The sequence below is a fragment of the Micromonospora sp. DH13 genome (assembly GCF_020873825.1).
GTDB lineage: Bacteria > Actinomycetota > Actinomycetes > Mycobacteriales > Micromonosporaceae > Micromonospora > Micromonospora haikouensis.
Genome location: NZ_JAHWGR010000010.1, coordinates 24,509 through 49,781, shown reverse-complemented (window position 1 = coordinate 49,781; position 25,273 = coordinate 24,509). Strand labels below are relative to the sequence as shown.

Annotated in this window: 18 protein-coding genes; 8 read left to right on the top strand and 10 right to left on the bottom strand. The window is 73.3% G+C overall.

Going from position 1 to position 25,273, the window contains the following annotated elements; translation table 11 throughout:
- Nucleotides 1-5: 5 nt before the first annotated feature.
- Complete coding sequence (locus LPA42_RS12405) at nt 6-1,046, bottom strand: LacI family DNA-binding transcriptional regulator (protein ID WP_077939715.1); 1,041 nt, start codon at nt 1,044-1,046, stop codon at nt 6-8.
- Nucleotides 1,047-1,110: 64 nt separating this feature from the next.
- Entirely contained in the window at nt 1,111-2,661 is a 1,551-nt protein-coding gene (locus tag LPA42_RS12400; RefSeq protein ID WP_077939714.1) for a glycoside hydrolase family 43 protein, read from the bottom strand.
- Nucleotides 2,662-3,220: 559 nt separating this feature from the next.
- On the opposite strand from LPA42_RS12400, the gene LPA42_RS12395 reads away from it, so the two are divergent.
- The 3 genes from LPA42_RS12395 (at nt 3,221) to LPA42_RS12385 (ending at nt 10,299) form a co-directional block, all read left to right on the top strand.
- The gene (locus tag LPA42_RS12395) at nt 3,221-4,507 is read left to right on the top strand and encodes a cellulose binding domain-containing protein (protein WP_077939713.1); all 1,287 of its coding nucleotides are present in this window, start codon (nt 3,221-3,223) and stop codon (nt 4,505-4,507) included.
- Between the two features lie 21 nt (nt 4,508-4,528).
- The gene (locus LPA42_RS12390) at nt 4,529-7,366 is read left to right on the top strand and encodes a glycoside hydrolase N-terminal domain-containing protein (RefSeq protein ID WP_228986560.1); all 2,838 of its coding nucleotides are present in this window, start codon (nt 4,529-4,531) and stop codon (nt 7,364-7,366) included.
- Nucleotides 7,367-7,530: 164 nt separating this feature from the next.
- On the top strand, nt 7,531-10,299 hold the full coding sequence (locus tag LPA42_RS12385) for a glycoside hydrolase family 2 (RefSeq protein ID WP_077939712.1): 2,769 nt from the start codon (nt 7,531-7,533) through the stop codon (nt 10,297-10,299).
- Between the two features lie 73 nt (nt 10,300-10,372).
- Here LPA42_RS12385 and LPA42_RS12380 read toward each other — a convergent pair whose 3' ends face one another.
- The 7 genes from LPA42_RS12380 to rhaI form a co-directional block, all read right to left on the bottom strand.
- On the bottom strand, nt 10,373-10,753 hold the full coding sequence (locus LPA42_RS12380) for a VOC family protein (protein ID WP_077939711.1): 381 nt from the start codon (nt 10,751-10,753) through the stop codon (nt 10,373-10,375).
- Nucleotides 10,754-10,852: 99 nt separating this feature from the next.
- The gene (locus tag LPA42_RS12375; protein WP_228986559.1) at nt 10,853-11,470 is read right to left on the bottom strand and encodes an LUD domain-containing protein; all 618 of its coding nucleotides are present in this window, start codon (nt 11,468-11,470) and stop codon (nt 10,853-10,855) included.
- Nucleotides 11,467-12,897, bottom strand: coding sequence for a lactate utilization protein B (locus LPA42_RS12370; RefSeq protein WP_077939709.1), 1,431 nt, complete (start codon nt 12,895-12,897; stop codon nt 11,467-11,469). The genes LPA42_RS12375 and LPA42_RS12370 overlap by 4 nt, the downstream gene beginning before the upstream one ends.
- The gene (locus LPA42_RS12365; RefSeq protein WP_077939708.1) at nt 12,894-13,673 is read right to left on the bottom strand and encodes a (Fe-S)-binding protein; all 780 of its coding nucleotides are present in this window, start codon (nt 13,671-13,673) and stop codon (nt 12,894-12,896) included. The genes LPA42_RS12370 and LPA42_RS12365 overlap by 4 nt, the downstream gene beginning before the upstream one ends.
- Nucleotides 13,652-15,109 carry a rhamnulokinase family protein gene (locus LPA42_RS12360; protein ID WP_077939707.1) on the bottom strand — a complete coding sequence of 486 codons (1,458 nt, stop codon included), beginning with the start codon at nt 15,107-15,109 and terminating at the stop codon, nt 13,652-13,654. The genes LPA42_RS12365 and LPA42_RS12360 overlap by 22 nt, the downstream gene beginning before the upstream one ends.
- Entirely contained in the window at nt 15,106-17,139 is a 2,034-nt protein-coding gene (locus LPA42_RS12355) for a bifunctional rhamnulose-1-phosphate aldolase/short-chain dehydrogenase (RefSeq protein WP_077939706.1), read from the bottom strand. The genes LPA42_RS12360 and LPA42_RS12355 overlap by 4 nt, the downstream gene beginning before the upstream one ends.
- A gap of 36 nt (nt 17,140-17,175) precedes the next feature.
- On the bottom strand, nt 17,176-18,354 hold the full coding sequence (rhaI, locus tag LPA42_RS12350; protein ID WP_077939705.1) for an L-rhamnose isomerase: 1,179 nt from the start codon (nt 18,352-18,354) through the stop codon (nt 17,176-17,178).
- A gap of 502 nt (nt 18,355-18,856) precedes the next feature.
- On the opposite strand from rhaI, the gene LPA42_RS12345 reads away from it, so the two are divergent.
- From LPA42_RS12345 to LPA42_RS12325, 5 genes are all read left to right on the top strand, one after another.
- Nucleotides 18,857-19,261, top strand: coding sequence for an ester cyclase (locus LPA42_RS12345; protein ID WP_077939703.1), 405 nt, complete (start codon nt 18,857-18,859; stop codon nt 19,259-19,261).
- Between the two features lie 92 nt (nt 19,262-19,353).
- On the top strand, nt 19,354-20,115 hold the full coding sequence (locus LPA42_RS12340) for an SDR family oxidoreductase (protein ID WP_077939702.1): 762 nt from the start codon (nt 19,354-19,356) through the stop codon (nt 20,113-20,115).
- A gap of 110 nt (nt 20,116-20,225) precedes the next feature.
- A complete protein-coding gene (locus LPA42_RS12335; RefSeq protein WP_077939701.1) occupies nt 20,226-20,750 on the top strand; it encodes a sigma-70 family RNA polymerase sigma factor in 525 nt (174 codons plus the stop codon).
- 127 nt (nt 20,751-20,877) lie between these two features.
- Nucleotides 20,878-21,786, top strand: a complete 909-nt coding sequence (locus LPA42_RS12330) for an AraC family transcriptional regulator (protein WP_077939700.1) — start codon at nt 20,878-20,880, stop codon at nt 21,784-21,786.
- A 141-nt stretch (nt 21,787-21,927) separates the two neighbouring features.
- Nucleotides 21,928-24,693, top strand: coding sequence for an AAA family ATPase (locus tag LPA42_RS12325; protein ID WP_077939699.1), 2,766 nt, complete (start codon nt 21,928-21,930; stop codon nt 24,691-24,693).
- On the opposite strand, the gene LPA42_RS12320 is transcribed toward LPA42_RS12325, so the two are convergent.
- Complete coding sequence (locus tag LPA42_RS12320) at nt 24,629-25,231, bottom strand: ferritin-like domain-containing protein (RefSeq protein ID WP_144082781.1); 603 nt, start codon at nt 25,229-25,231, stop codon at nt 24,629-24,631. The genes LPA42_RS12325 and LPA42_RS12320 overlap by 65 nt on opposite strands.
- Nucleotides 25,232-25,273 lie beyond the last annotated feature (42 nt).

Here is a 25,273-nt window from a genome sequence, read left to right as displayed (position 1 = left end):
CCCGCTCAGCCGGCCCGGGGCGGCGCGGTGCTGCCGCGCACGACGAGAGCGGTGTTGAGCTCGTACCGCTCCTGGGCCGGGGCGTGGCCGTCGGCCATGGACAGCGCGAGTCGCGCGGCGGTGGCCCCGATCTCGCCGAAGGGCTGCCGCACCGTGGTCAGCGGCGGCGCCAGCCAGGCCGCCTGGTCGATGTCGTCGAAGCCCACGACGCTGAGGTCGTCGGGGATCCGCAGGTCGGCCTCGCGCGCCGCCGCGTAGACGCCCAGCGCCTGCAGGTCGTTGCCGCACACGACGGCGGTGGGCGGCGCGGGCCGCGACAGCAGCTCGGCCGCGAGTTCCCGGCCGCTGTCGAAGGTGAACACTCCGCGTCGTTCGAGACCGTCGTCGAACGGGATCCCGGCGTAGTCCAGCGCGGCACGGAAGCCGTCCAGCCGGGCCCGGGCGGACAGGTCCTTGACCGGGCCGGTGAGCACTCCGATCCGGCGATGGCCCAGGTCGAGCAGGTGCCGCGTGCCGGCGAGGGCACCGCTCCAGTTGTTGGCCCCGACGGCGGGCGTGGGGAACAGGTCACCGATCGGGTCGACGGCGACCAGCGGCACGCCGCTGGCGGCGAACTGCGCGCTGTGCTCGGCGGTGACCTGGGAGAGGACCGTGATGACGGCGGTCGGCTGTCGCCGCAGCATCGGCTCCACCCAGGACTGTCCCACCAGGACCCGGCGGTGGACGTCGGTGAAGCCGACCGTGCAGTCCCGCGCGCCGGCGACCTGCTGGACCCCCCGCAGGATCTCCATCGCGATCGAGGGCAGCATCTGGTGGAAGACCACCTCGACGCAGGGGGTGGCCCCGGCGGCCTGCCGCCGGCGGTAGCCGTGGTCGCGCAGCAGCGCCTCCACCCGTCGCCGGGTCTGTTCGCCGACGCCGCCGCGGCCGTTGAGCACCTTGGACACCGTGGGCGGGGACACCCCGGCGAGCTCGGCGATCGTGGCGATGGGCAGGTCACCGCGCCGGGGCTTGCGGGGATGCCGCCGCGGGCCGTCCTCGATCACGGGGCAGAGTCTACGGCGGCCGCCCGGGGCGGGACGGTGGCCGTGACCGCCGCGGCGAGCGCCGTCAGCCCGCCGGCCGGTAGTCGAACCAGTCGAAGGCGGCGCTGCCCTCGGTGACGTACATGCCGACGACCCGGCCGGTGAAGCCGGCGGCGACCTCCGTGGACAGGTAGCGCCCGTCGAGCTCGGCCAGCACGCGGGGGCCGTCGGGGGTCTCCACCTCGAAGGCCACCATGTCGCAGGCGGCGGCGCGTACGCCGAAGGGCGCGGCCCCGGCCGCCAGGTCGGCGGCGCCGGTCACGGTCGGCGGACGGAGGTCGTGGGTGCGGGTGGCGATCGTGAGGACGACCGGCCCGCCGGGCACGGCGAGCTCGGCGAAGACCTGCCGGAACGGGCCGACCCGGCCGACGACCCGCACACGGCCGGCGGAGACCTCCAGGTCGTAGTGGTGCGCCTCGTCGATGCGGATGGTGAGCCCGGCGGTGCCGCCGCCCGGGTCCAGGCGGGCGCTGGCGCGGCAGTCGTGGTGCCGCTGCCGGGCGGCCACGATCGTCGCGCTGGCGCGGTCCAGCGTCGCCCCCGTGGCGTTCAGGGTGAGCCAGCCGGGCCGCGCGGTCAGCGACCAGGCGGCGTCGGGCCGGGAGCGCGGCGAGACCCAGCCGGGGGCGAGGACGGCTGTGTCGAAGTCGTCGCGGTACGCGCCCGCCTCGGCCGGGGCGGCGAGCGCCGGGGCGCTGCCGGCCGGGGCCGCCGTGACCTCCTCGACGGGGTCGACGGCGGGCCACCCGTCGACCCAGCGGACGGGCACCAGGAAGGTCTCGCGGCCCAGGACGTGGTATGGCGGCCACTGGCCCTTGGCCCGGATGCCGAGCAGGACCATCCACCAGCCGCCGTCGGGGCTCTGGACCAGGTCGGCGTGCCCGGTGGCCTGCACCGGCAGGTTGCTGCCCCGGTGGGTGAGGATCGGGTTGGTCGGTGCGGGCACGAAGGGGCCCCGGGGGCTGCGCGACCGGGCGACCGAGACGGCGTGGCCGGTGTGCGTGCCGCCCTCGGAGAGCAGCAGGTACCACCAGCCGTCGATGCGGTAAAGGTGCGGGGCCTCGGGGTACTGGCCGCCGGTGCCCGACCAGAGGGGGATCGGGCCCTCCAGCACCCGGCCGGTGTCCGGGTCGATCCGGTAGGACTTCACCCCCGAGGTGGTCAGCCAGCAGTTCCCCTCGTCGTCCCAGGCCAGCGAGGGGTCGACGTGCGGCAGGTCGATCTGGACCGGATCGGACCACGGCCCGGCGGGGTCCTGCGCGGTGACGATCAGGTGCCGGCCCAGGCTCACGTTGGTGGTGACCACCCAGAACCGGCCGTCGTGGTGGCGGATGGTCGGGGCGTAGACGCCCTGGGAGGCCGGGGTGTCCGCGGGGAGTTGGAGTTGGCTCGGGCGGTCGAGCACGTTGCCGATCTGCCGCCAGTTGACCAGGTCCCGGCTGTGCAGCAGCGGCACGCCCGGGAAGTATTCGAAGCTGGAGCAGACCAGGTAGTAGTCGTCGCCGACGCGGCAGACGCTCGGGTCGGGATAGAAACCGGCGACGACCGGGTTACGGTAGTGCGCGTCGGCGGACACTGGCACCACCTCCGAGAAATGTTCGCGGTAACATTTCGGACCCTGGATGCTACGAGAAACCCCGGCCGGGCTCAAGGTCCGCAGGCCCGCTCCGTGGCCTCCGGGGCGGCGGGCGGGCGGCGACCGCGACAGACCGGCGCCTCATCAGCGGAAAACTTTCGCGAAACCTAAACGTCATATCTTGACGGCGGGCACGGGAATCCACGAAAGTCTATGTGGGCAAAGCTGGTGCACCGTCGGGAGCTCGGACGCCGGCAGACATCGACGCACGTCAGCGTCGAGAACGCGGGTGTGGCTCTCGCTGGCAACAGCAGCGTCGTTCGACGCGCTGTCCTCATCACCGCACCGGCACGGGCGACCGGTCGGCGACCCGACGAGCTCCAACGCGTCAGCGCCAGTTCACGCGCCAACGGCCGGGCAGGCACGCCATCTTCCCCGTCACGCCTGACCGTGGGCAGGTCAGCGCTGGTGGCCGCTCCCGGCCGGACGGCCACGTCCGGGCTGACCAACGACGGCATGCCGTCGACACCACCACCCCACGGCATGAAGGAGACATCTGATGTCCACACACAGGTCCCGGTTGGCATCCGTCGCGGTCGCGACGCTGCTGACCCTCGGCATGGGCGCTGCGATGGTCGGCGGCGGCCTCGGCGGCACCGCCCAGGCCGCGGACGTCGGCGCGGCGGCGGCGACGGCCGGCTGCGGCAAGGCGCCGACGCTGGCCAGCGGCACGCACACGATCCAGAGCAACGGGAAGAACCGCACGTTCATCCTGCGGGTTCCCGACGGCTACGACACCAACCGGCCGTACCGGCTGGTCTTCGGGTTCCACTGGTGGGGCGGCACCGCGGTCGACGTCGCCACGGGCCAGACGGTGCAGCGGGACGTGTGGGCCTACTACGGCCTGCTGCGCCTGGCGGAGAACAGCACGATCTTCGTCGCGCCGCAGGGCATCGACAACGGCTGGGCCAACGCCGGCGGCGAGGACCTCACGTTCGTCGACGACATGCTCCGCCGGATCGAGGGCGGCCTGTGCGTCGACACGACGCAGCGGTTCTCCGTCGGCTTCAGCTACGGCGGATCCATGAGCTACGCGCTGGCCTGTGCCCGGCCGGACGTCTTCCGGGCGGTCGCCGTCCAGTCCGCCCCCGGCACGCTCAGCGGATGCAGCGGCGGCACCCAGCCGTTCGCGTACCTCGGGGTGCACGGCATCGGCGACAACATCGCCGGTGGGCGCTCGCTGCGCGACCGCTTCGTGCGCAACAACGGGTGCACGGCGGCGAGCCCGCCGGAGCCGAGGGCGGGCAGCCTCACGCACACCGTCTTCAGCTACTCCGGCTGCCGGTCCGGCTACCCGGTGGTGTGGGCGGCGTTCGACGGCGGCCACATCGCCGCGCCGCAGGACGGCGCCGGCGGCGACAGCGGCTCGCGGACCTGGGTACCGGGCGAGGTGTGGCGGTTCTTCACCCAGTTCGCCGGCACCCCGCCCACCACGCCGCCGACCACGCCGCCCACGACCCCGCCGACCACGCCGCCGACCAGCCCGGCACCGGGCGGGTGCGCCGCCAGCTACCAGACCACGGGCCAGTGGTCGGGCGGCTTCCAGGGCGAGGTCAAGGTGACCGCGGGCGGCACCGCCATCAGCGGGTGGCGGGTCAGCTGGACGCTCGCCGGCGGGCAGACGATCACCCAGATCTGGGGCGGCCGCAACGCGCCCGCCGGCAGCACCCAGAACGTCTCCAACGAGACCTGGAACGGCAGCCTGGCCGCCGGCACGTCCACGACGTTCGGCTTCCTCGCCAGCGGCTCGCCGAACACGCCGTCCCTGACCTGCACCAGCCTCTGAGCCGCGTGAACTGGAGAGATCATGTCTGAAGTGACACGAAGGAACGTGCTCAAGGCCGGGGCCGCGGGGGCCGGGGCCGCGCTGGTGCCGGCGGCGTGGAGCGCCGTCGCCCGCGCCGACTCGGCGGCACCGCCGCAGGCGCTGGCAGCCGGTGACATGGCGCTGTGGTACGACGAGGGGGCCGGCACCGACTGGCTGCGTGCGTTGCCCATCGGCAACGGACGCCTCGGCGCGATGGTCTTCGGTAACGTCGACACCGAGCGGCTGCAGCTCAACGAGGACACCGTGTGGGCCGGCGGCCCGTACGACTCCGCCAACACCCGGGGCGCGGCCAACCTGGCCGAGATCCGCCGCCGCGTCTTCGCCGACCAGTGGTCCTCGGCGCAGGACCTGATCAACCAGACGATGATGGGCTCGCCGGGCGGCCAGCTCGCCTACCAGACCGTGGGCAACCTCCGGCTCGCCTTCGGCTCGGCCAGCGGCGTGTCGCAGTACAACCGCACCCTCGACCTCACCACCGCCACCGTCACCACCACGTACGTGCTGGGCGGGGTCCGCTACCAGCGTGAGGTGTTCGCCAGCGCCCCCGACCAGGTGATCGTGCTGCGGCTGACCGCCGACAAGGCGAACTCGATCACGTTCACCGCCACCTTCGACAGTCCGCAACGGACGACCATGTCGAGCCCGGACGCCAGCACGATCGCCGTCGACGGCATCTCCGGCAACATGGAGGGCATCAACGGGTCGGTGCGGTTCCTCGGCCTGGCCCACGCGATCGCGACGGGCGGCACGGTCAGCAGCTCCGGCGGCTCCCTGCGGGTCTCCGGGGCCACGAGCGTGACCGTGCTGGTCTCGATCGGGTCCAGCTACGTCAACTACCGCACCGTCAACGGCGACTACCAGGGCATCGCGCGCACCCGGCTCAACGCGGCCAAGGGCGTGGCCATCGACCAGCTGCGCAGCCGCCACGTCGCCGACTACCAGGCGCTGTTCAACCGGGTGACGATCAACCTGGGGCGCACGGCCGCCGCCGACCAGCCCACCGACGTGCGGATCGCCCAGCACGCGAGCACCAACGACCCGCAGTTCGCCGCGCTGCTGTTCCAGTTCGGCCGCTACCTGCTGATCTCCTCCTCGCGGCCGGGCACCCAGCCGGCGAACCTGCAGGGCATCTGGAACGACTCCCTGGCCCCGTCCTGGGACTCGAAGTACACGATCAACGCCAACCTGCCGATGAACTACTGGCCGGCCGACACGACGAACCTGTCCGAGTGCTTCCTGCCGGTCTTCGACATGATCAAGGACCTGACGGTGACCGGCGCGCGCGTCGCCCAGGCCCAGTACGGCGCGGGCGGCTGGGTCACCCACCACAACACGGACGCGTGGCGGGGCGCGTCGGTCGTCGACGGGGCCCTGTGGGGCATGTGGCAGACCGGCGGCGCGTGGCTGGCCACGCTCATCTGGGAGCACTACCTGTTCACCGGCGACCTCGGCTTCCTCCAGACCAACTACCCGGCCCTGAAGGGCGCCGCGCAGTTCTTCCTCGACACCCTGGTCGCCCACCCGACGCTCGGCTACCTGGTGACGAACCCGTCGAACTCGCCGGAACTCGCCCACCACTCGAACGTCAGCGTCTGCGCCGGCCCCACGATGGACAACCAGATCCTGCGCGACCTGTTCGACGCCGCGGCCAGGGCCAGCGAGGCGCTCGGCGTCGACACCACCTTCCGGTCCCAGGTGCGTACCGCGAAGGACCGGCTGCCCCCGAGCCGCGTCGGCTCGCGCGGCAACGTCCAGGAGTGGCTCGCCGACTGGGTCGAGACCGAGCGGACCCACCGGCACGTCTCCCACCTGTACGGCCTGCACCCCAGCAACCAGATCACCAAGCGCGGCACCCCGGCCCTGCACGAGGCCGCGCGCAAGACGCTGGAGCTGCGCGGCGACGACGGCACCGGCTGGTCCCTCGCCTGGAAGATCAATTTCTGGGCCCGGCTGGAGGACGCCGCCCGCGCCCACAAGCTCTTCAAGGACCTGGTGCGCACCGACCGGCTCGCGCCGAACATGTTCGACCTGCACCCGCCGTTCCAGATCGACGGCAACTTCGGGGCCACCTCCGGCATCGCCGAGATGCTGCTGCAGAGCCACGCCGGGGAGCTGCACGTGCTGCCCGCGCTGCCGACGGCCTGGCCCACCGGGCAGGTCGCGGGCCTGCGCGGCCGGGGCGGCTACACCGTCGGCGTGGCCTGGACCAACAGCCAGATCGACGAGATCGCCATCCGCGCCGACCGCGACGGCACGCTGAAGCTGCGCGCGCGGCTGCTCACCGGCAGCTTCACCCTCGTCGACGTCACCGACGGCAGCACGCCGGCCGTCACCCGGCCGGAGACGGACGTCGTCGCGCTCACCGTCCGCGCCGGCCACACCTACCGGGCGGCGCGGCCCGGCGTCACGCCGTCACCGACCCTGACCCCCACCCCGACGCCCGCCCCCACCACCACGCCCACCGGGTCGCCGACGCCGACGCCGACCCCGCCGCCGACCAGCTCGCCGCCGTCGTCCGGCGCGCGGGCGACGTACGCGGTGACGGGATCCTGGTCGGGCGGCTTCCAGGGCGAGGTCACCGTCACCGCCGGCGCGACCGCGATCCGGGGCTGGACGGTCTCCTGGACGTTCCCCAACGGCCAGGTGATCAGCCAGATCTGGGGCGGCTCGCACACCCAGAGCGGGTCGAACGTGACGGTGCGCAACGTCGACTACAACGGGGCGCTGGCCGCCGGCGCCTCCACCACGTTCGGCTTCATCGGCACGACGACCGGGACCAACAACCCGCCGACGAACCTCACCTGCACCACCACCTGACCGGCGCGGGGCGCGCCGTCGCGCCGGGCGGCCTCGGGGCAGCCCGGGCCGGCGCGCCCCGCCCGCCCGTCGGGTCCACCGCTCAACCCGCCGCTCGTCGGGTCCACCGCTCAGCCCGCCCGTTTCGGGGTCCACCGCTCCACCCACTCCGCAGTGGAGGCAGCATGAAGATCAGAGCTCTCGTCCTCAGCGCCGTGTTGGCGGGCACGGGCGGGCTGGTGGCGGCGACCGCGGCCCAGGCCGCCGCCGGCTGCCGGGTCGACTACACGGTCACCAGTTCCTGGCCGGGCGGCTTCGGCGCGACGGTCGCCGTCACCAACCTCGGCGACGCCGTCACCGGCTGGCGGTTGTCCTGGTCGTTCGCCGCCGGGCAGACGGTCACCCAGCTCTGGAACGGCACCGTGAGCCAGTCCGGCGCGCAGGTGACCGTCACCAACGCGGCCTACAACGGCAGCATCCCCACCGGGGGGACGGTCGACTTCGGCTTCAACGGCTCGTCGACCGGCAGCAACCCGGCGCCGACCGCGTTCACCCTCAACGGCACGGCCTGCACGGGCGGGGTGGCCACGCCCACGCCCACCCCGTCGACGACGCCGCAGTCGCCCACCCCGACCCCCACGGCCGGCCCGCCGACCGGGTCGGGCGCGCGGGAGAAGGTCAACGTCAACCGGGGCTGGAGGTTCGTCCGCTCGGACGTCCCGGGGGCCCAGAACCCCGGCTACGACGACTCGACCTGGGTGCCCGTGGCCCTGCCGCACGACTTCGACGCCCCCTACGACATCAGCCCCACCAACAGCGGGAAGTCGTTCCACGTGGGCGCGGGCTGGTACCGCAGGCACGTCACCGCCCCCTCCTCCTGGACCGGCCGGCGCGTCGAGATCGAGTTCGAGGGATCGTTCGCGGTCACCGAGGTGTGGGTCAACGGCACCCGGATCGGCACCCACCGGGGTGGCTTCACCGGGTTCGCCTTCGACATCACCGGCGCGATCCGCACCGGCGACAACGTGGTCGCGGTGCGGGTGGACAACTCCTGGCGGCCGGACCTCGCCCCGCGCACCGGCGACCACCAGTTCAGCGGCGGCATCTACCGCGACGTCTTCCTCAACGTCACCGACAACGTCCACGTCACCTGGTACGGCACCTTCGTCACCACGCCCGCGCTGACCAACCCGGCGTGGGACACCAGCAACGCGGCGTACTACCGCAACATCGACCTGGCGCAGTATCCGAGCGAGACCGACCTGCGCGCGAACCTCGCCGCCCGCCGGTCCAACGTGCGGGTCCAGACGGAGGTACGCAACGACGGCGGCTCCGCCATCGACGTCTACGCCCGACAGGAGGTGCGCCGGCAGGGGTCGAACACCGTGCTGGCCACGTTCGCCTCGCCCGTGCGGACCCTCGGCGCGGCGAGCACGGCGAGCCTCGACGCGCTCAGCGGCTCCCTGTCGAACACCGCCGCGATGCTGCAGAACCTCGACCTGTGGGCGCCGAACAACCCCGCGCTGTACACCGTGACCACCTCCCTGGTGGTCGACGGCACCGCCGACGGGGTGGTCACCGACGGCACGGTCGTCGACAGCTACCCCAGCACGTTCGGCTTCCGCAGCGCGCAGTGGAAGGTGGACGGCTTCTATCTCAACGGCGTCAGGACCCTGCTGTTCGGGGCGAACGCCCACCAGGACCACGGCGGGTGGAGCAACGTCGTCAGCAACTCCGGGTTCGAGCGCGACGTCCGCCAGATCCGCGAGGCCGGGATGAACTTCATCCGGGGGTCGCACTACCCGCACGACCCGTCCTTCGCCGACGCCACCGACAAGCTCGGCCTGATGTTCTGGTCGGAGAGCACCTTCTGGGCCACCGCGACCGCCGGCCGGGAACCCACGCCGACCGGCAGCTCCAACGACTACCTCGCCGACGGCTACCCGCAGCGCACGACCGACGAGGCGGTCTTCGAGCAGAGCGCCATGGACGGGCTGCGCGACATGATCCGGGTCAACCGCAACCACCCCTCGATCATCAACTGGTCGATGGGCAACGAGGTGTTCTTCACGGCCTCGACCACCCTGAGCAAGGCCAAGGCGCTGGTGAGCAGGATGCGCGACTACTCCCACCAGCTCGACCCGACGCGCAAGGCGGGGATGGGCGGCGTGCAGCGCAGCGCGCTCGACCAGCTCTCCGTCTGCGACATCGCCGGCTACAACGGCGACGGCGGGAAGATCACCAACACCTGGATGCCGAACATGGTCTCGGAGTACGGGTCGTACACCTCCGACCGGCCCGGCACCTACGACCCGACGTACGGCGACGTGAAGGACCCGGCCGACGGGACCCGGTTCAAGCTCACCACCGGCAGCGCCGGGCTGGCCATCTGGGCGGGCTTCGACCACGGCACGATCTTCGACCCCAGCTTCGCCCGGATGGGGATGATCGACTTCTACCGGCTGCCGAAGAACCAGTGGTACTGGTACCGGGCCAACAAGGCGCGGTGGACGGGCACCACGACCGTCGCCGACCCCACGCCCGTGGCCCGCGAGCAGTCCACGAGCGGCACCGCGACCAGGATGACCCTGGAGGCGGGGACGAACTCGTCGACGACCATCACCAACGACGGCACCACGGACACCCAGCTCGTGGTCACGATGCGCAACGCCTCGGGGGCGTGGGTCAACAACAACCGGGCCGTCACGCTGACCGTCACCAGCGGCCCGGGCATCCTGCCCGGCGGCAAGACCTACACCTTCACCCCGGGCACGCAGATGTTCGACGGGAAGGCCGCGATCGAGTTCCGTTCCTGGTACGCCGGCACGACGACCGTCACGGCCCGGTCGGCGGGCCTGCCCGACGCCACCATCACGATCACGACCACCGACACCGTCGGCGCCGCGGGCGAGACCGAGCCGGCCAACTTCGGCAACTCGTCGCTCTGGCGCTGACCCCGACACCACCGACCGCGACAGGACACGTGACGCGCGATGCTCTGAGGGCGCGCCGGGGACGCCCGCGCCCTCAGAGCGGCTGGAGACGGGCCTTGAGCAGGCAGAACTCGTTGCCCTCGGGATCGGCGAGGACGTGCCAGGACTCCTCGCCGGTCTGGCCGATGTCGGCCCGGCGCGCCCCGAGCGCGAGCAGCCGTTCGAGCTCGGCGTCCTGGTCGCGGTCGGTGGCGTTGACGTCGATGTGCAGCCGGGGCTTCGCCGGCTCCGGCTCGTCGGTGGGGACGAGGATGATCGTCGGCTGTGGGCCGCCGAAACCCTCGCGCGGCCCGATCTCGATGCTGCCGTCGCCGTCGCGGTCGAGCACCACGAAGTCCAGCACCTCGCACCAGAACCGCGCCAGCACCTCGGGATCGCGGCAACTGAGGACGAGCTCGCTGATCCGACAGGCCATCGACGCCACCTAACAGTGAGGGGAACAAGCATCGCGCTCCCGACGGTGGGAACACGCCGGAGACCGTACCGGGCGGGGCGGGCGGAAGCGACAGGGTTTTCAGCCCCCGCCGGGCCCTCCGGTGAGGACCACGTGCAGGTGGCGAGGGCCGTGGACGCCCTCGACCCGGTCGAGTTCGATGTCGCTGGTGGCCGACGGACCGCTGATCCAGGTCAGGGGGCGGCGCGGGTCGAGGCGGGCGAGGGCGTCCGGCACGGTGGCGACGACCTGGTCGGCCCGCAGCACGCACACGTGCACGTCGGGCAGCAGGGTGACGACCCGGCGGCCCTGGTCCGGGCCCCCGTCGAGCACGATGGTGCCGGTCTCGGCGACGGCCACGGCCGCCGCGGTGACCACGCCGTCGGCCGCGGCGATCCGCGCGGCGTCGAGGCCGTCGTCGGTCACGGCGGTGACGCCGGGCGGCAGCCAGTGCGGGGGCAGCCCGGGCGGCACCACGACCCGCCGGCCGCCGAGCACCTCGTCGACGACCCGGGCGACGTCGGCGTCCGCGCACCGGTGCACGGTCGCCCGGTAGTCGGTGAGCCGGTCCGCGAGCACGTCCAGGTCGGCGGCCACGGCGCCGGCGGGCCGGTAGTCCCGGGGCACCTCGGCCGGCGCGGGCGCGGGTGCGGCCAGCGCGGCCCGCAGCCGGCCGAGGATCAGGTCGCGGGCGGTCACCGGTCGGCCCACCACTGGCGGAAGGTCTGCGGCGGCGGCTCCGGCAGGTCGCGGCTGGCCGTCCAGCCCGACAGCGGCGGGGGCAGGCCGCGCCCGCGCGGGCCGGCGAGCCGGCTCAGCTTCGCGCCGCGCTGCGCGGCCGCGTACAGCGCGGGATGGTCCATCGTGTACGCGGCGGCGGCCATCGCCGCCGCCTCGCCCCTGGGGTGCGGCGCTTGGCCGCGCAGGTGGACGAGGATGGACGGGATGTCGATCATCACCGGGCAGGCGTCGTAGCAGGCGCCGCAGAGCGACGACGCGTACGGCAGGGAGGCGTTGTCGGCGACGCCGGTGAGCTGCGGGGAGAGCACCGCGCCGATCGGCCCCGGGTAGACCGACCCGTAGGCGTGGCCGCCGGTGCGCTCGTAGACGGGGCAGACGTTGAGGCAGGCCGAGCAGCGGATGCAGTGCAGCGCCTCCCGGCCGACCGGGTCGGCGAGCACGGCGCTGCGGCCGTTGTCGAGCAGCACCAGGTGGAACGCCTGCGGGCCGTCGCCGGGGGTGACGCCGGTCCACATCGAGGTGTACGGGTTCATCCGCTCCCCCGTCGACGCCCGGGGCAGCAGTTGCAGGAAGACCTCCAGGTCACGCCAGGTGGGCACGACCTTCTCGATGCCCATGACGGTGATCAGGGTTTCCGGCAGGGTGAGGCACATCCGCCCGTTGCCCTCCGACTCGACGACGGCGAGGGTGCCGGTCTCGGCGACGGCGAAGTTCGCCCCCGACACGGCGACCCGGGTGCTCAGGAACGTCTCGCGCAGATGTCGGCGCGCGGCGGCGGCCAGGGCCGCCGGCTCGTCGGTGAGCGCCGGGTCCACCCCGGGCATGGTGCGCAGGAAGATCTCCCGGATCTCGGCCCGGTTGCGGTGGATCGCCGGCACCAGGATGTGGCTGGGCCGGTCGTCGCCGAGCTGCACGATCAGCTCGGCGAGGTCGGTCTCGACCGGCTCGATGCCGGCGTCCACCAGGGCCTCGTTGAGGCCGATCTCCTGGGTGGCCATCGACTTGACCTTCATCACCCGGTCGGCGCCGGCCGCCCGGACCAGGTCGGTGACGATCCGGTTGGCCTCGACCGCGTCGGCGGCCCAGTGCACCGTCCCGCCGGCCCGACCGACCGCCGCCTCCAGCTGCTGCAGCAGCTCGGGCAGGCGGGCCATGGTGTCCGTCTTGATCGCCCGGGCGGCGGCCCGCAGCTGCGGCCAGTCGGGCACCTCGCCGATCACGGCGGCCGACTTGGCGCGGATGGTGCTGGTGGCGTGGCCCACGTTGCGGCGCAGTTGGGCGTCACCCAACGCCCGCCGGGCGGCCACCGGGAACGGCTCGTCGCCGCGCAGGTGCCCGACGCCGGGCGGGGCGGTGGCCGGCATGCCGAGGAAGGTCTCGGTCATCGCGCACCTCCGGTGGCCGGCGTCGCGACCGCCCCGCCGGCCGGGTTCGCCTCGGTGCTGGCCAGGATCTCGGCCAGGTGCACGGTGCGCACGCCGGCGCGCAGCCGGGACAGCCCGCCGCCGATGTGCATGAGGCAGGAGGCGTCGCCGGCGGTGCACACGTCGGCCCCGGTGGCCAGCACGTGGCGCATCTTGTCGGCGAGCATCGCCGTCGACGTGTCGGCGTTCTTCACCGCGAAGGTGCCGCCGAAGCCGCAGCACTGCTCCGCCTGCGGCAGCTCCACCAGCTCCAGCCCGCGTACGGCGCGCAGCAGGCGCAGCGGCCGGTCGCCCACCCGCAGCATCCGCAGCGAGTGGCACGTCGGGTGGTACGTCACCCGGTGCGGATAGTAGGCCCCGACGTCGGTGACCCCGGCCACGTCGACGAGGAACTCGGACAGCTCGTACATGCGCGCGGCGACCTCCTCGGCCCGGCCGGCAAGCCGCTCGTCGCCCGCCCGCCGGGCCACCGTGGCGTGCTGGTGCCGCACCGAGCCCACGCACGACCCGGAGGGCGCCACCACCACGTCGTACGGGGCGAAGACCCGCACGTGCCGGCGCACCAGCCGCAGCGCGTCGTCCGGGTAGCCGGTGTTGACGTGCATCTGCCCGCAGCACGTCTGGTCCTCGGGGAAGACGACCTCGTGCCCGAGGCGCTCCAGCAGCCGCACCGTCGCCACCGCCGCCTGCGGGAACAGGGTGTCGGCCAGGCAGGTCACGAACAACGCGACGCGCATCCTTCACCACCCATCCGTTCCTCGGCCGTTCGCCAGGCCGCCTGGTCGCCCCTCGGCTCGTACCGGACGAGGCGCTGCGTCGCACGCAGCAGGCCCCGCAGCGCGGCCAGGTCGCCGCCGACCATGCCGGCCGCCCGGGCCTGCACCAGGATGTTACCCAGCGCGGTGGCCTCGACCGGCCCCGCGACCACCGGCAGCCCGCAGGCGTCGGCGGTGAGCTGGCAGAGGAGCTCGTTGCGGGCGCCCCCGCCGACCACGTGCACGACGTCGACCGACCGGCCGGACAGCTCCTGGGCCTGGCGCACGGCACGCCGGTGGGCCAGCGCCAGGCTGTCCAGGACGCAGCGGACCGTGGCCGCCGGGCTGTCCGGCACCGGCTCGCCGGCGCGCCGGCAGGCGTCGGCGATCCGCGCCGGCATGTCGCCGGGCGGCAGGAACACCGGGTCGTCGGGGTCCACCACGGACCGGAACGCCGGCTCCCCGGCCGCCTGGCGCAGCAGGGTGGGCAGGTCGACGTCGCCCCAGGTGCGCACCGACTCCTGCAGCAGCCACAGGCCCATCACGTTGCGCAGGTAGCGGACGGTGCCGTCGACGCCGGCCTCGTTGGTGAAGTTGGCCCGCCGGCTCGCCTCGGTGAGCACCGGGGCGTCGAGTTCGACGCCGACCAGCGACCAGGTGCCGCAGGAGACGTAGGCGAACCGCTCGCCGGCCGCGGGCACGCCGACGACGGCGGACGCGGTGTCGTGGGAGCCGACCGCCACCACCTCGGGGGTGCCGGGCAGCCCCAGGTCGGGCCGGACCGGGCCGATCCGGGTGCCCGGCGGGTGCAGGGGCGGCAGCAGTCCGGCGGGGACCCCCGCCTCGGCCATCAGGTCGGTGGCCCAGGCCCGGCGGCGCAGGTCGTACAGCTGGGTGGTCGAGGCGTTGGTGACCTCCGCGCCGAGGCGGCCGGTGAGCCAGTAGGTGATCAGGTCCGGGATCAGCAGGAGCCGGTCGGCGGTGGCCAGCTGCGGCGTGCCGGCCGCCGCGACCAGCTGGTAGAGGGTGTTGAACGGCAGCCGCTGCAACCCGGTGGTGGCGTACAGCCGCTCCCGGCCCAGGTGCTCCTCGACCCGCTCGGCAACCCCGTCGGTGCGCCCATCGCGGTAGTGCACGGGGTTGCCCAGCAGCGCGCCGGTGGCGTCGAGCAGCCCGTAGTCCACGGCCCAGGAGTCGACGCCGACGCTCGTCACCGGGCCGGCGGCGCGCAGCCCGGCGACGACCCCCTGCCACAGGCGGAGGATGTCCCAGTGCAGGGTGCCGCCGACGCGGACGGGCACGTTGGGGAACCGGTGCGCCTCGGTGAGCGCCACCCGGCCCGGGCCGACGCGGCCGACCATCACCCGGCCGCTGGACGCGCCGAGGTCGACCGCGGCGACGTCGACGACGGCGCTCACCGGAGGAAGGCCGCCGCGACGCCGGCGTCGACCGGGACGTGCAGGCCCGTCGTGTGGGACAGCTCACCGCCGGTGAGCACGAAGACGGCGTTGGCGACGTGCTCGGGCAGCACCTCCCGCTTGAGCAGGGTGCGCTGGGCGTAGTACTCGCCCAGCCGCTCCTCGGGCACCCCGTAGACGGCGGCCCGCTTCGCGCCCCAGCCGCCGGCGAAGATGCCGGAGCCGCGCACCACCCCGTCGGGGTTGATGCCGTTGACCCGGATGCCGTGGCCGCCGAGTTCGGCGGCGAGCAGCCGGACCTGGTGCGCCTGGTCGGCCTTGGCCGCGCCGTAGGCCACGTTGTTGGGGCCGGCGAACAGGGAGTTCTTGCTGGAGATGTAGACGATGTCGCCGCCCATGCCCTGGTCGACGAGCACCCGGGCGGCCTCGCGCGAGACCAGGAAGGAGCCCTTGGCCATCACGTCGTGCTGGATGTCCCAGTCCGCCTCGGTCGTATCCAGCAGCGACTTCGACAGCGACAGCCCGGCGTTGTTGACCACGAGGTCCAGGCCGCCGTAGGCGAGCACCGCCGCAGCGACCGCGTCGGCCACGGCCCCGGCGTCGGTGACGTCGACCGGCACGGCCACCGCGACGTCGGTGCCGCCCAGCTCACGGGCCACGGTCTCGGCGGCGGCGATGTCGCGGTCGGCGACGACCACGCAGGCGCCCTCGGCGGCGAGGCGGTGGGCGATCGCCCGGCCGATGCCGGAGCCGGCCCCGGTGACCAGCGCGATCCGGGTGGCGAGGGGCTTCGGCTTCGGCATCCGGGCGAGCTTGGCCTCCTCCAGGGCCCAGTACTCGATGCGGAACTTCTCCGCCTCGTCGATCGGGGCGTACGTCGACACGGACTCGGCGCCGCGCATGACGTTGATGGCGTTGACATAGAACTCGCCGGCGACCCGGGCGGTCTGCTTGTTGGGCCCGTAGCTGAACATGCCGACGCCGGGGACGAGGACGATCGCCGGGTCGGCGCCGCGCATCGGCGGGCTGTCCGGGCCCGCGTGCCGCTCGTAGTAGGCGCGGTAGTCGTCGCGGTAGGCCGCGTGCAGCTCCCTGAGCCGGGCGACGGTCTCCTCCAGCGGTGCCGACGGCGGCAGGTCGAGCACCATCGGGCGGACCTTGGTGCGCAGGAAGTGGTCGGGGCAGGAGGTGCCCAGCGCCGCGAGGGCGGGGTGCCGCTGCCGGGCGACGAAGTCGAGCACCACGTCGCTGTCGGTGAAGTGGCCGACCTGCGGGCGGTCGGTCGACGCCAGGCCGCGCAGGACCGGCGCGAGGGCGGCGGCGCGGACCCGCCGCTGGGCCGGCGGCAGCGGCTCGTGCCCGGCGACGACCGGGCCGAACGGCTCGGGCCGGCCGTGCCGGTCGAGGTACGCCTGCGCCGTGCGGATGATCTCCAGCGAGTGGCGTTCGCACTCCCCGCTGGTGGCCCCCCACGCGGTGATGCCGTGCCCGCCGAGGACGACCCCGATCGCCTGCGGGTTGGCCCTGGCCACGGCGGCGATGTCGAGGCCGAGCTGGAACCCGGGCCGCCGCCACGGCACCCACAGCACCCGGTCGCCGAAGATCTCCTTGGTGAGCGCCGGCCCGTCGACGGCGGTGGCGAGGGCGATGCCGGCGTCGGGGTGGAGGTGGTCGACGTGCGGGGCGTCGACCAGCCCGTGCATGGCCGTGTCGATCGACGGGGCCGCCCCGCCCCGCCCGTGCAGGCAGTAGTCGAACGCGGCGACCATCTCGTCCTCCCGGTCGACGCCGGGGTAGACGTCGGCCAGGGCGCGCAGCCGGTCGAGCCGCAGCACCGCCAGCCCGGCCTCGGTCAGGGTGCCGAGGTCACCGCCGGAGCCCTTGACCCACAGCAGCTCGACGGGCCCGCCGGTCACCGGGTCGGTCGCCTCGCCCTTGGTCGAGGTGTTGCCACCGGCGTAGTTGGTCGTGGTCGGGTCGGCACCGAGCCGGTTGCTGCGGGCCACCAGTGCCTGAACCTCGGAGTGCATTCCTCGTGTCCCCTGTCTGCGTTTCTCGGTCGGCGCTCAGGCGTCCCAGCCGGCCTGCCGGCCGCCGACGCGTTCGGCGCGGATCTTCTCGAAGTAGCCGGAGCGGGCGTATGCGGCCATCGGGTCCGGGTCCAGGCCCGCGTCGGCGCGAAGTTCGGCGAGCAGGGGCCGCACGTCGGTGTGGTAGGCGTCCATCAACACCGCGTTCGCCGCGAGCACGTCACCGGCGTCCTGAGCGGCCCGCAACGCGGCCCGGTCGACGAGCAGCGCCTTCGCGGTGGCCTCCTGCACATTCATCACCGACCGGATGACCGCCGGGATCTTCGGCTCGATGTTGTGACACTGATCGAGCATGAACGCGACACCGCTGGCGGGGCCGAGGGCGTCGCCGCGCACGATCTCGTGCATGATCCGGAACAGCTGGAACGGGTCCGCCGCGCCGGCCATCAGATCGTCGTCGGCGTAGAAGCGAGAGTTGAAGTCGAAACCGCCCAGCTTCCCGGCCCGCAGCAGAACCGCCACGATGAACTCGATGTTGGTTCCAGGGGCGTGATGCCCAGTGTCGATGACGACCTGCGCCTTCGGCCCGAGTTCGAGGCAATGCGCGTACGCCGTGCCCCAGTCCGGCACGTCCATGGCATAGAACGCCGGCTCGAACAACTTGTACTCCACCAACATCCGCTGCCCGTCCCCCAGCCGGTCGTACGCCTCCCGCAACGCGGCGGCAAGCCGGTCCTGCCGGGCACGCACATCATCCTGACCCGGATAGTTGATGCCATCGGAGAACCACAACTTCAGATCGCGCGAACCAGTGGCGTCCATGACGTCCACACACTCCAGCAGGTGGTCGACCGCCTTGCGGCGCACCGCCGGGTCGGGGTTGGTCACGCTGCCCAACTTGTAGTCGTCGTCCTGGAACACGTTCGCATTGACCGCACCGAGAGCCACGCCCTGCTCCTGGGCGTGGCGGGCCAGATCCGCATAGTCGTCGACCCGGTCCCACGGAATGTGCAGAGCCACCGACGGGGCCACCCCGGTGAACCGGTGCACGACAGCCGCATCGGCGACCTTCTCGTACGGATCCCGCGGCACACCCTCCTGCGCGAACACCTTGAACCGCGTACCGGAGTTGGCATACGCCCAAGAGGCCGTCTCGATGCGCTGGGCACGCAGGGCCTGCTCGACCCGGTCGCGGGTTGCTTCGCTCTGCGTCATGGTGCGTCTCCCGTCCGGGCGGCGAGTTGCGCCCCGGGTCTGTCCAGCCGCCGTACGGCACGTCCGACTGCCTCGCGACGCACCTGAATCGTTTCATGCGCGTCCCGAGATAGGACCGTAGGGTGCGCGCCGGCGAACGTCAAGAGGTTCAAGCGCTTTTCCGACGTCATGCGGCCTGCTGGCCGACGCCGAGGTACCGGCCTTCGCGATCCGCTCGTGTCAGCACAATTCCGGCAGCAAGCCCCAGGCGATTCATAAAACGTTTTAGGCCGACGATCTCCAGCACCTCCGCGCGGACCTTCAGGCGGCCACGGGCCGGGGGGCGGCGCAGAGGCCGCAGGTTCCCCGCCGCGATGGGGGGCGGGCCACCGCGCGATCCTCCCGAAACGAAGTCGAATGACAGAGGCCCCACGACGCCCGCCGCACCAGACTGACCGGCGAGCCGTCGCGGCGGGCTCCGCCCCGGCTCCGCACATCCCGATCCCCACCTGAGAGGACCCCCATGTCCGAGGAGAACAAGCGGATCGTCCGCGACTACTTCCGGGAACTGGACCGCGGCCGGACGACCCCGCTGCACCTGTGCACCGACGACTACCGGTTCCACCCGGCCGGGCTGCCGTCGATGGACCGGCAGGGGGTGAAGGAGTTCGGCGACGCGTTCTTCGCCGGCATGCCCGACCTGCGGCACCCCCTCGACGAGTTGATCGCGGACGGCGACCACGTGGCGCTGCGCTGTCGATACGAGGGCACCCACGACGGGGAACTGCTGGGTGTGCCCGCAAGCGGGCGGCGGGTGTCGGCGGTCGGCATCGGCATCATGCGAATCGAGGCGGGCAGGATCGCGGAGTTCTGGGTCTCGCCGGACCGGTTGACCATCATGCGGCAGATCGGTGCCCTGCCGGCGTAGTCAGGCGGGAAGTCGAATGACCGATGCAACGCACCACGTGGCCGAACAGGATTGGTTCGGCAATCATCCGAACGGGCGACAGGAGCCTTACCATGCAGACAGTTCTCATCACCGGCGCCTCATCCGGATACGGGCGGGAAACCGCACGGCACTTCCTCGCGCAGGGGTGGAACGTCATCGCCACCATGCGCACGCCGCGCGCGGACGTCCTGCCCGAGTCGGACCGGCTCCGCGTCCTCGAACTCGACGTGACCAGGCCCGACACCATCACCGCCGCGTTCGCCGCGGCGGGGCCCCTCGACGCCCTGGTCAACAACGCCGGAGTCGGACTGATCGGCGTGTTCGAGGGCACGCCCATGGCCCGGGTCCGGGAGATCTTCGAGACCAACACCTTCGGGGTGATGGCCACCACCCAGGCGGTGCTGCCCCAGTTCCGCGAGCGCGGCTGCGGGGTCGTGGTCAACGTGACCTCCAGCGTGGTGCTCGGCCACATGCCGCTCTCGGCGGTCTACAAGGCCAGCAAGATGGCCATCGAGGGTTTCACCGCGTCCCTCGCCCTGGAGCTCGCCGAGTTCGGCGTGCGGGCGAAGACCGTCGAGCCGGGCGCCTGCCTGACGACGAACTTCGCCGCCGGGGCCACGAACAACATCGACCTCACCGCCTCGCTGGAGGGCCTGGTCCCGGCGCCCTACGAGCCCTTCGCGAAGAAGGCCCTCGGCGGCTTCGTCAACCAGGACCTGTTCACCCGGGAGAGCGACGTCGCCGAGGCGGTGTGGCGGGCCGTCCATGACACCACCGGCCAGTTGCGGTTCCCTGCCGGCCCCGACGCCGTCTGGCTCGACCAGGCGAGGTGATCCGGCCGGACCGCGCGGTGAGGCGCGGTCCGGGCGGTCCGGCCCCGCGGCGTGCGGGGTCGGACCGCGTGCACCACGAAGACGCGCCGCCTCAGCGATAGGACCCCCCGATGAGCTGCCTGGCCAGTGAGCACGACACCGACACCCGCATCCGTGAGCTGCTCGCCGCGCACGGCACGCCGCTGACCCGGTTCGTCCGGGGGCTGACCATGGGCAACCGGCAGACCGCCGAGGACGTGGTGCAGGAGACCCTGCTCCGGGCGTGGCGCCACCTCGACTCGCTGCCGCCGGACAGCGGGGGCAGCAGCCGGCGCTGGCTGTTCACCGTCGCCCGGCGGCTGGTCATCGACGAGGCGCGGCGGCGGCAGGCCCGCCCGGTCGAGGTCGCCGCCCAGGCGGCCCAGGAGTATGGCGTGACCGGCGACGAGACGGCCGACACGGCGATCGCGAGCCAGGCGCTACGCCAGGCGGTCGCCCGGCTCAGCGCGGACCACCGCCGGGTGTTGCACGAGGTCTACTTCCGCGACCGGACAGTCGACGAGATCGCCACCGAACTGGGCATTCCGGTCGGCACCGTGCGCTCCCGTGTCTACTACGCGCTGCGGGCCCTCCGCGCCGCGATGGGAGAGGGCTGACAGGGAGGCAGGGGCTGCCACACTCCCCCGGGTGCGTACCCGGCTCTGCCGTCGCCGGCGGTCCCGGCTGGCCGGCGGCGGATGAGCCCGGAATCCGGATCGTGGTCACGGTGGTTCAATTGCGGTCATGCCGCTCGACGAGTTGCGCGTTCTGCTGGCCCGGCACGCCCGGCCCGACCTGGGCACGGGCATCGCCGACGTGCGTATCTTCCGTGCCGATCGGCCCGACCCGCCGACGCCGACCACCTACGGCAGGGTGCTGGCCCTCGTCGCGCAGGGCACGAAGCGGTTCGCGCTCGGCGACCGCGTGTACGAGTACCAGGCCGGGGAGTATCTCGTCGCCTCGGTCGACCTGCCGGTTACCGCGCACTTCGCCCGGGCCAGCCCGGAAGAGCCGGCGCTCGGCTTCGGCCTGACCCTCCACCCGGCCGCCGTCGCCGACGTGCTGCTCCAGGCCGACCCGGCGGACCTGCCGCCACCCGCCACCGACGTGCCGGCGGGCCTGGCCGTCAGCAGGGCCCCCGTCGAGCTGCTCGATGCCGCCGTCCGCCTGCTGCGCCTGCTCGACCAGCCCCGCGACATCCCCATGATCGCGCCCCTGATCAAGCGGGAGATCATCTGGCGGCTGCTCACCGGCGAGCAGGGCGGCGTCCTGCGCCAGTTCGGCCTGCCCGACAGCAGCCTCAGCCACATCGCCCGGGCCGTCCAGTGGATCCGCGACAACTACGCGCGGCCCTTCCGCGTCGAGGACGTGGCGCAGCAGGCGGGAATGAGCGTCTCCGCGTTCCACCGCAACTTCCAGGCCGTCACCTCGATGAGCCCGATCCAGTATCAGAAGCAGATCCGCCTGCAACGCGCCCGGCTGCTGCTCGCCGCGAGCCCCGGCGACGTCGCCGGGGTCAGCCGCCGCGTCGGCTACGAGAGCCCCGCCCAGTTCAGCCGCGAGTACCGCCGGCAGTTCGGGGGCCCGCCCCGCCAGGACGCGGCCCGCCTGCACGCCCGCACCGCCGCACGGGTCACGCCCCGCGACAGTTGACCGGAACTCGCGTTCTCTTGCCCGATCCTGCCCGCCTGCCCGACGGACGGCCGGGTGGCTGATCACCGCCGGTAGCCTGCCCGAGCAGAGGGCCGAGGTCGGCCGGGGGCCGACGGACAACGACGGGCGCGTGAGGTACGGGTGGCCGGTAGCGAACTGTTCGGACGCCACGACGACCTGGCGCAGCTCGCCGAGTTCCTCGACGGGGTGCGCCAGGGCGGCGGGGCGCGGCTGATCTGCGGCGAGCCGGGGGTCGGCAAGTCCGCCCTGATGACCGCCGCCATGGAGTTCGCCCTCGCGGACGGGATGCGCGTGCTGCGGGCGTCCGGGTCGGAGTTCGAGGCCGACGTCAGCTACTCCGGCCTGCACCAGCTGCTGCTGCCCGCGCACGCGGCTCTCGACCGTCTCCCGCCCGGTCCGCGCGAGGCGCTGTCGGTGGCGCTCGGCTTCGGCGTCGGCACGCCCCCGGACGTCCTCCTGGTCTGCAACGCCGCCCTGCTGCTCGTCACGGAGCTCACGGCCGACGAGCCGGTCCTGCTGGTGGTCGACGACGTGCACTGGCTCGACCGCGCGAGCGCCGTCGTCCTCGGCTTCATCGCCCGGCGGCTGGCGGGTGTCCGGGCCGGGCTGCTGGCGTCGACCAGGGCGGGATCGGTGAGCTTCCTCGACCTGCGGGGGCTGTCCGAGCACGCCGTCGGGCCGCTCGACGACGAGGCCGCGGGGCGGCTGGTCGACGCCCGCCACCCGCAACTGCCAGCGCGGGTACGCCGCCGCCTGCTCGACCTCGCCCAGGGCAACCCCCTCGCGCTGATGGAGCTGCCCGCCACGCTGCTGGGCTCCGTGCGGCGCACGGAGACGCAGCCCGAGGTGGTCCCCCTCAGCGACCGGTTGCAGGCGATCTTCGCGGCCCGGTTGACCGGGCTGCCCGAGGCGACCCGGCGGGTGCTGCTGCTGGCCACCTTCGAGGGCACCGGCGACGTCCGGGTGCTCCGCGCCGCGCTGCCCGACCAGTCCAGCCTGGCCGACCTGGCCCCCGCCGAGCGGGCGCAGCTCGTCCGGGTGGACGACGCCACGGCCCGGATCGCGTTCCGGCATCCACTGATCCGCTCGGCGATCGTGGCCATGTCCACCCACGAGGAGCGCCGCACCGCGCACGTCGCCCTCGCCGGAGCCCTGGTCGACGACGAGGAACGCCGCGCGTGGCACCTCGCGGCGGCCGCTGTCGGCCCGGACGAGGCGGTGGCGGAGCTCCTGGAAGAGGCGGCGCACCGGGTGATGCGGCGCGGGGACGGGTTCGCGGCGGTGGCGGCCCTGGTCCGCGCCGCCGAGCTGAGCGCCACGAGCGCCGGCCGGGGGCGGCGGCTCGCCGAGGCCGCGTACATCGGCGCGGAGGCCAGCGGCACCATCGACGACGCGAAGATCCTGCTGACCGACGCGCGTCGGGCGGCTCCCGACTCGGCCGGTTCGCTGCACGCGGCCAACGCGACCGCTTTCCTCATGATCAACGGGGACGGCGACGTGAACACCGCCCACCGGCTGCTGGCGGGTGCCATCGAGACCGGCGACCACGGCTACCGGGCCGACGACCCCGCGCTCGTCGAGGCCATGCACACCCTGCTGCTGCTGTGCTGGTACGGCAGCACGCCGGAGTACTGGGAACCGTTCTTCGCGATGCTGCGCCGGATCCGGCCCCGGCCGCCGGACGTGCTCGCGCTGGCGAGCGACAGCTTCGCCGACCCGGTGCGCACCGGAAAGGCCGCGCTGGGCCGGATCGATGCGGTGCTCCGCACGCTGACCGAGAACGAGGACCCCACCCGCATCATGCGGATCGGCACGGCCTCGGTGTACCTCGATCGTCTCGGCGACTCGCGGGAGGCGTCCTGGCGGCTGGTCGAGCACGGGCGCAACGGCGGGGCGCCCCGCCGGCACCTCGGGGCCCTGATGCACCTGTGCCTCGACGACTTCCTGACCGGCCGGTGGGACGAGGCCGAGGAACTCGCCGCGGAGGGCCAGCGGACCTGCGACACCAGCGGCTTCTCGTTCTTCGCGTGGTACTTCCGGTACAACCGGGCGATCCTCGCCGCCGGCCGGGGACGGTTCGACGAGGCGTACGCGCTCGCCGACGAGATCACCCACTGGGCGCTGCCCCGGGGCGTCGCCGCCGCCGCGCTGTTCGCGCAGCATCCCCGGGTGCTCGCCGCCATGGGGCAGGGCGACTACGACGCCGCCTTCGGCCACGCCGCCGCGATGAGCCCGCCCGGCGTGCTCGCCTCCCACGTGCCGCACTGCACCTGGGTCATGTTCGACCTGGTCGAGGCGGCCGTACGCACCGGGCGTACGGCCGAGGCCCGGGCCCACGTCCAGGCGATGCGGGACGCGGACCTGGCCGTCCTGTCGCCCCGGCTGGCCCTGCTCCAGGCCGGCGCGGAGGCCCTCGTCCTCGACGACGACGAGTCGGTGACCCGCGTGGAGGCCCTGCTGGTCGAACCCGTCACCCGACGGTGGTTGTTCGACGGCACCCGGGTGCGGTTGGCCCTCGGGGAGCGGCTGCGGCGGACCCGGTCGCCGGTGGAGGCCCGGCCGCACCTGCTCGCCGCACGGGACGGATTCGCCGCCCTGGCCGCAGAGCCCTGGCTCGACCGGGTAGAGGGGGAACTGCGTGCCTGCGGTCACCGTCCGGCCCCCCGGCAGCGGGGTGACCTGACCGCGCTGACGGCGCAGGAACTCCAGATCGCGGAGCTGGCGGCGAGCGGCCTGACCAACAAGCAGATCGCCGAGCGCCTGTACCTGTCCCACCGGACCGTCGGCGCCCACCTGTACCGGATCTTCCCCAAGCTGGGCGTCACGTCCCGGGCCGCGCTCCGGGACGCGCTGTCGCCGCCTGCTGCTGGGCAGACTGCGCGCTGAGCTCGTCGGCCTGCGTCTCCTTCGCTTCGAGCAGCCGCTCCAGGAGACGCCGGGTGGTGGGGTCGTCGCCGCCGAGCCAGCGCACCGCCTCCTGCAACGTCTGGACGAGGATCCGCGCCCCGACGAGGTTCTGCGTCACGATGCCGACGACGTCACCGTCGGGGAACGCCCGGAAGGCGACCCGGGACCGGGCGCTGAGGTGCTGCGGGTCGTAGTCGCCGGCGCACCCGAGCTGCCGGATCCGGGTCGCGACCAGCCGGGCGTCACCACGGTCGCGGTCGGCCCCGGCGAACAGGAGCTCCGCGAGCGGCCGGGCCGACGGAGCGCGGACGACCAGCGCATGCTGCTCGTACTGCAACGAGGACACGACCAGGCTCGCCAGCAGCACGTTGAGCAGGCGCGTGGTCGCCGTCAGGTCAGCCCGGTTCGACGGCGTGACCGGCCCGTCGTCGAGGTCGAACAGGGCCCGGTCGCGGACCTCGCGCATCCGCAGCACGGTGGGCGGCGATGCGGGGTGTTCCCGTCCTGATGGCGTCACGCCGTCGATGGTGCGGCGCGGCACCCGGCCCGCACATCTGTC

Coding starts and splice junctions, on each gene's coding strand:
- LPA42_RS12330 (WP_077939700.1), top strand. CDS start 20,878: ATGCCGCTCGACGAGTTGCGCGTTCTGCTGGCCCGGCACGCCCGGCCC.
- LPA42_RS12355 (WP_077939706.1), bottom strand. CDS start 17,139: ATGCACTCCGAGGTTCAGGCACTGGTGGCCCGCAGCAACCGGCTCGGT.
- rhaI (WP_077939705.1), bottom strand. CDS start 18,354: ATGACGCAGAGCGAAGCAACCCGCGACCGGGTCGAGCAGGCCCTGCGT.
- LPA42_RS12340 (WP_077939702.1), top strand. CDS start 19,354: ATGCAGACAGTTCTCATCACCGGCGCCTCATCCGGATACGGGCGGGAA.
- LPA42_RS12385 (WP_077939712.1), top strand. CDS start 7,531: ATGAAGATCAGAGCTCTCGTCCTCAGCGCCGTGTTGGCGGGCACGGGC.
- LPA42_RS12390 (WP_228986560.1), top strand. CDS start 4,529: ATGTCTGAAGTGACACGAAGGAACGTGCTCAAGGCCGGGGCCGCGGGG.
- LPA42_RS12345 (WP_077939703.1), top strand. CDS start 18,857: ATGTCCGAGGAGAACAAGCGGATCGTCCGCGACTACTTCCGGGAACTG.
- LPA42_RS12370 (WP_077939709.1), bottom strand. CDS start 12,897: ATGACCGAGACCTTCCTCGGCATGCCGGCCACCGCCCCGCCCGGCGTC.
- LPA42_RS12395 (WP_077939713.1), top strand. CDS start 3,221: ATGTCCACACACAGGTCCCGGTTGGCATCCGTCGCGGTCGCGACGCTG.
- LPA42_RS12380 (WP_077939711.1), bottom strand. CDS start 10,753: ATGGCCTGTCGGATCAGCGAGCTCGTCCTCAGTTGCCGCGATCCCGAG.
- LPA42_RS12365 (WP_077939708.1), bottom strand. CDS start 13,673: ATGCGCGTCGCGTTGTTCGTGACCTGCCTGGCCGACACCCTGTTCCCG.
- LPA42_RS12335 (WP_077939701.1), top strand. CDS start 20,226: ATGAGCTGCCTGGCCAGTGAGCACGACACCGACACCCGCATCCGTGAG.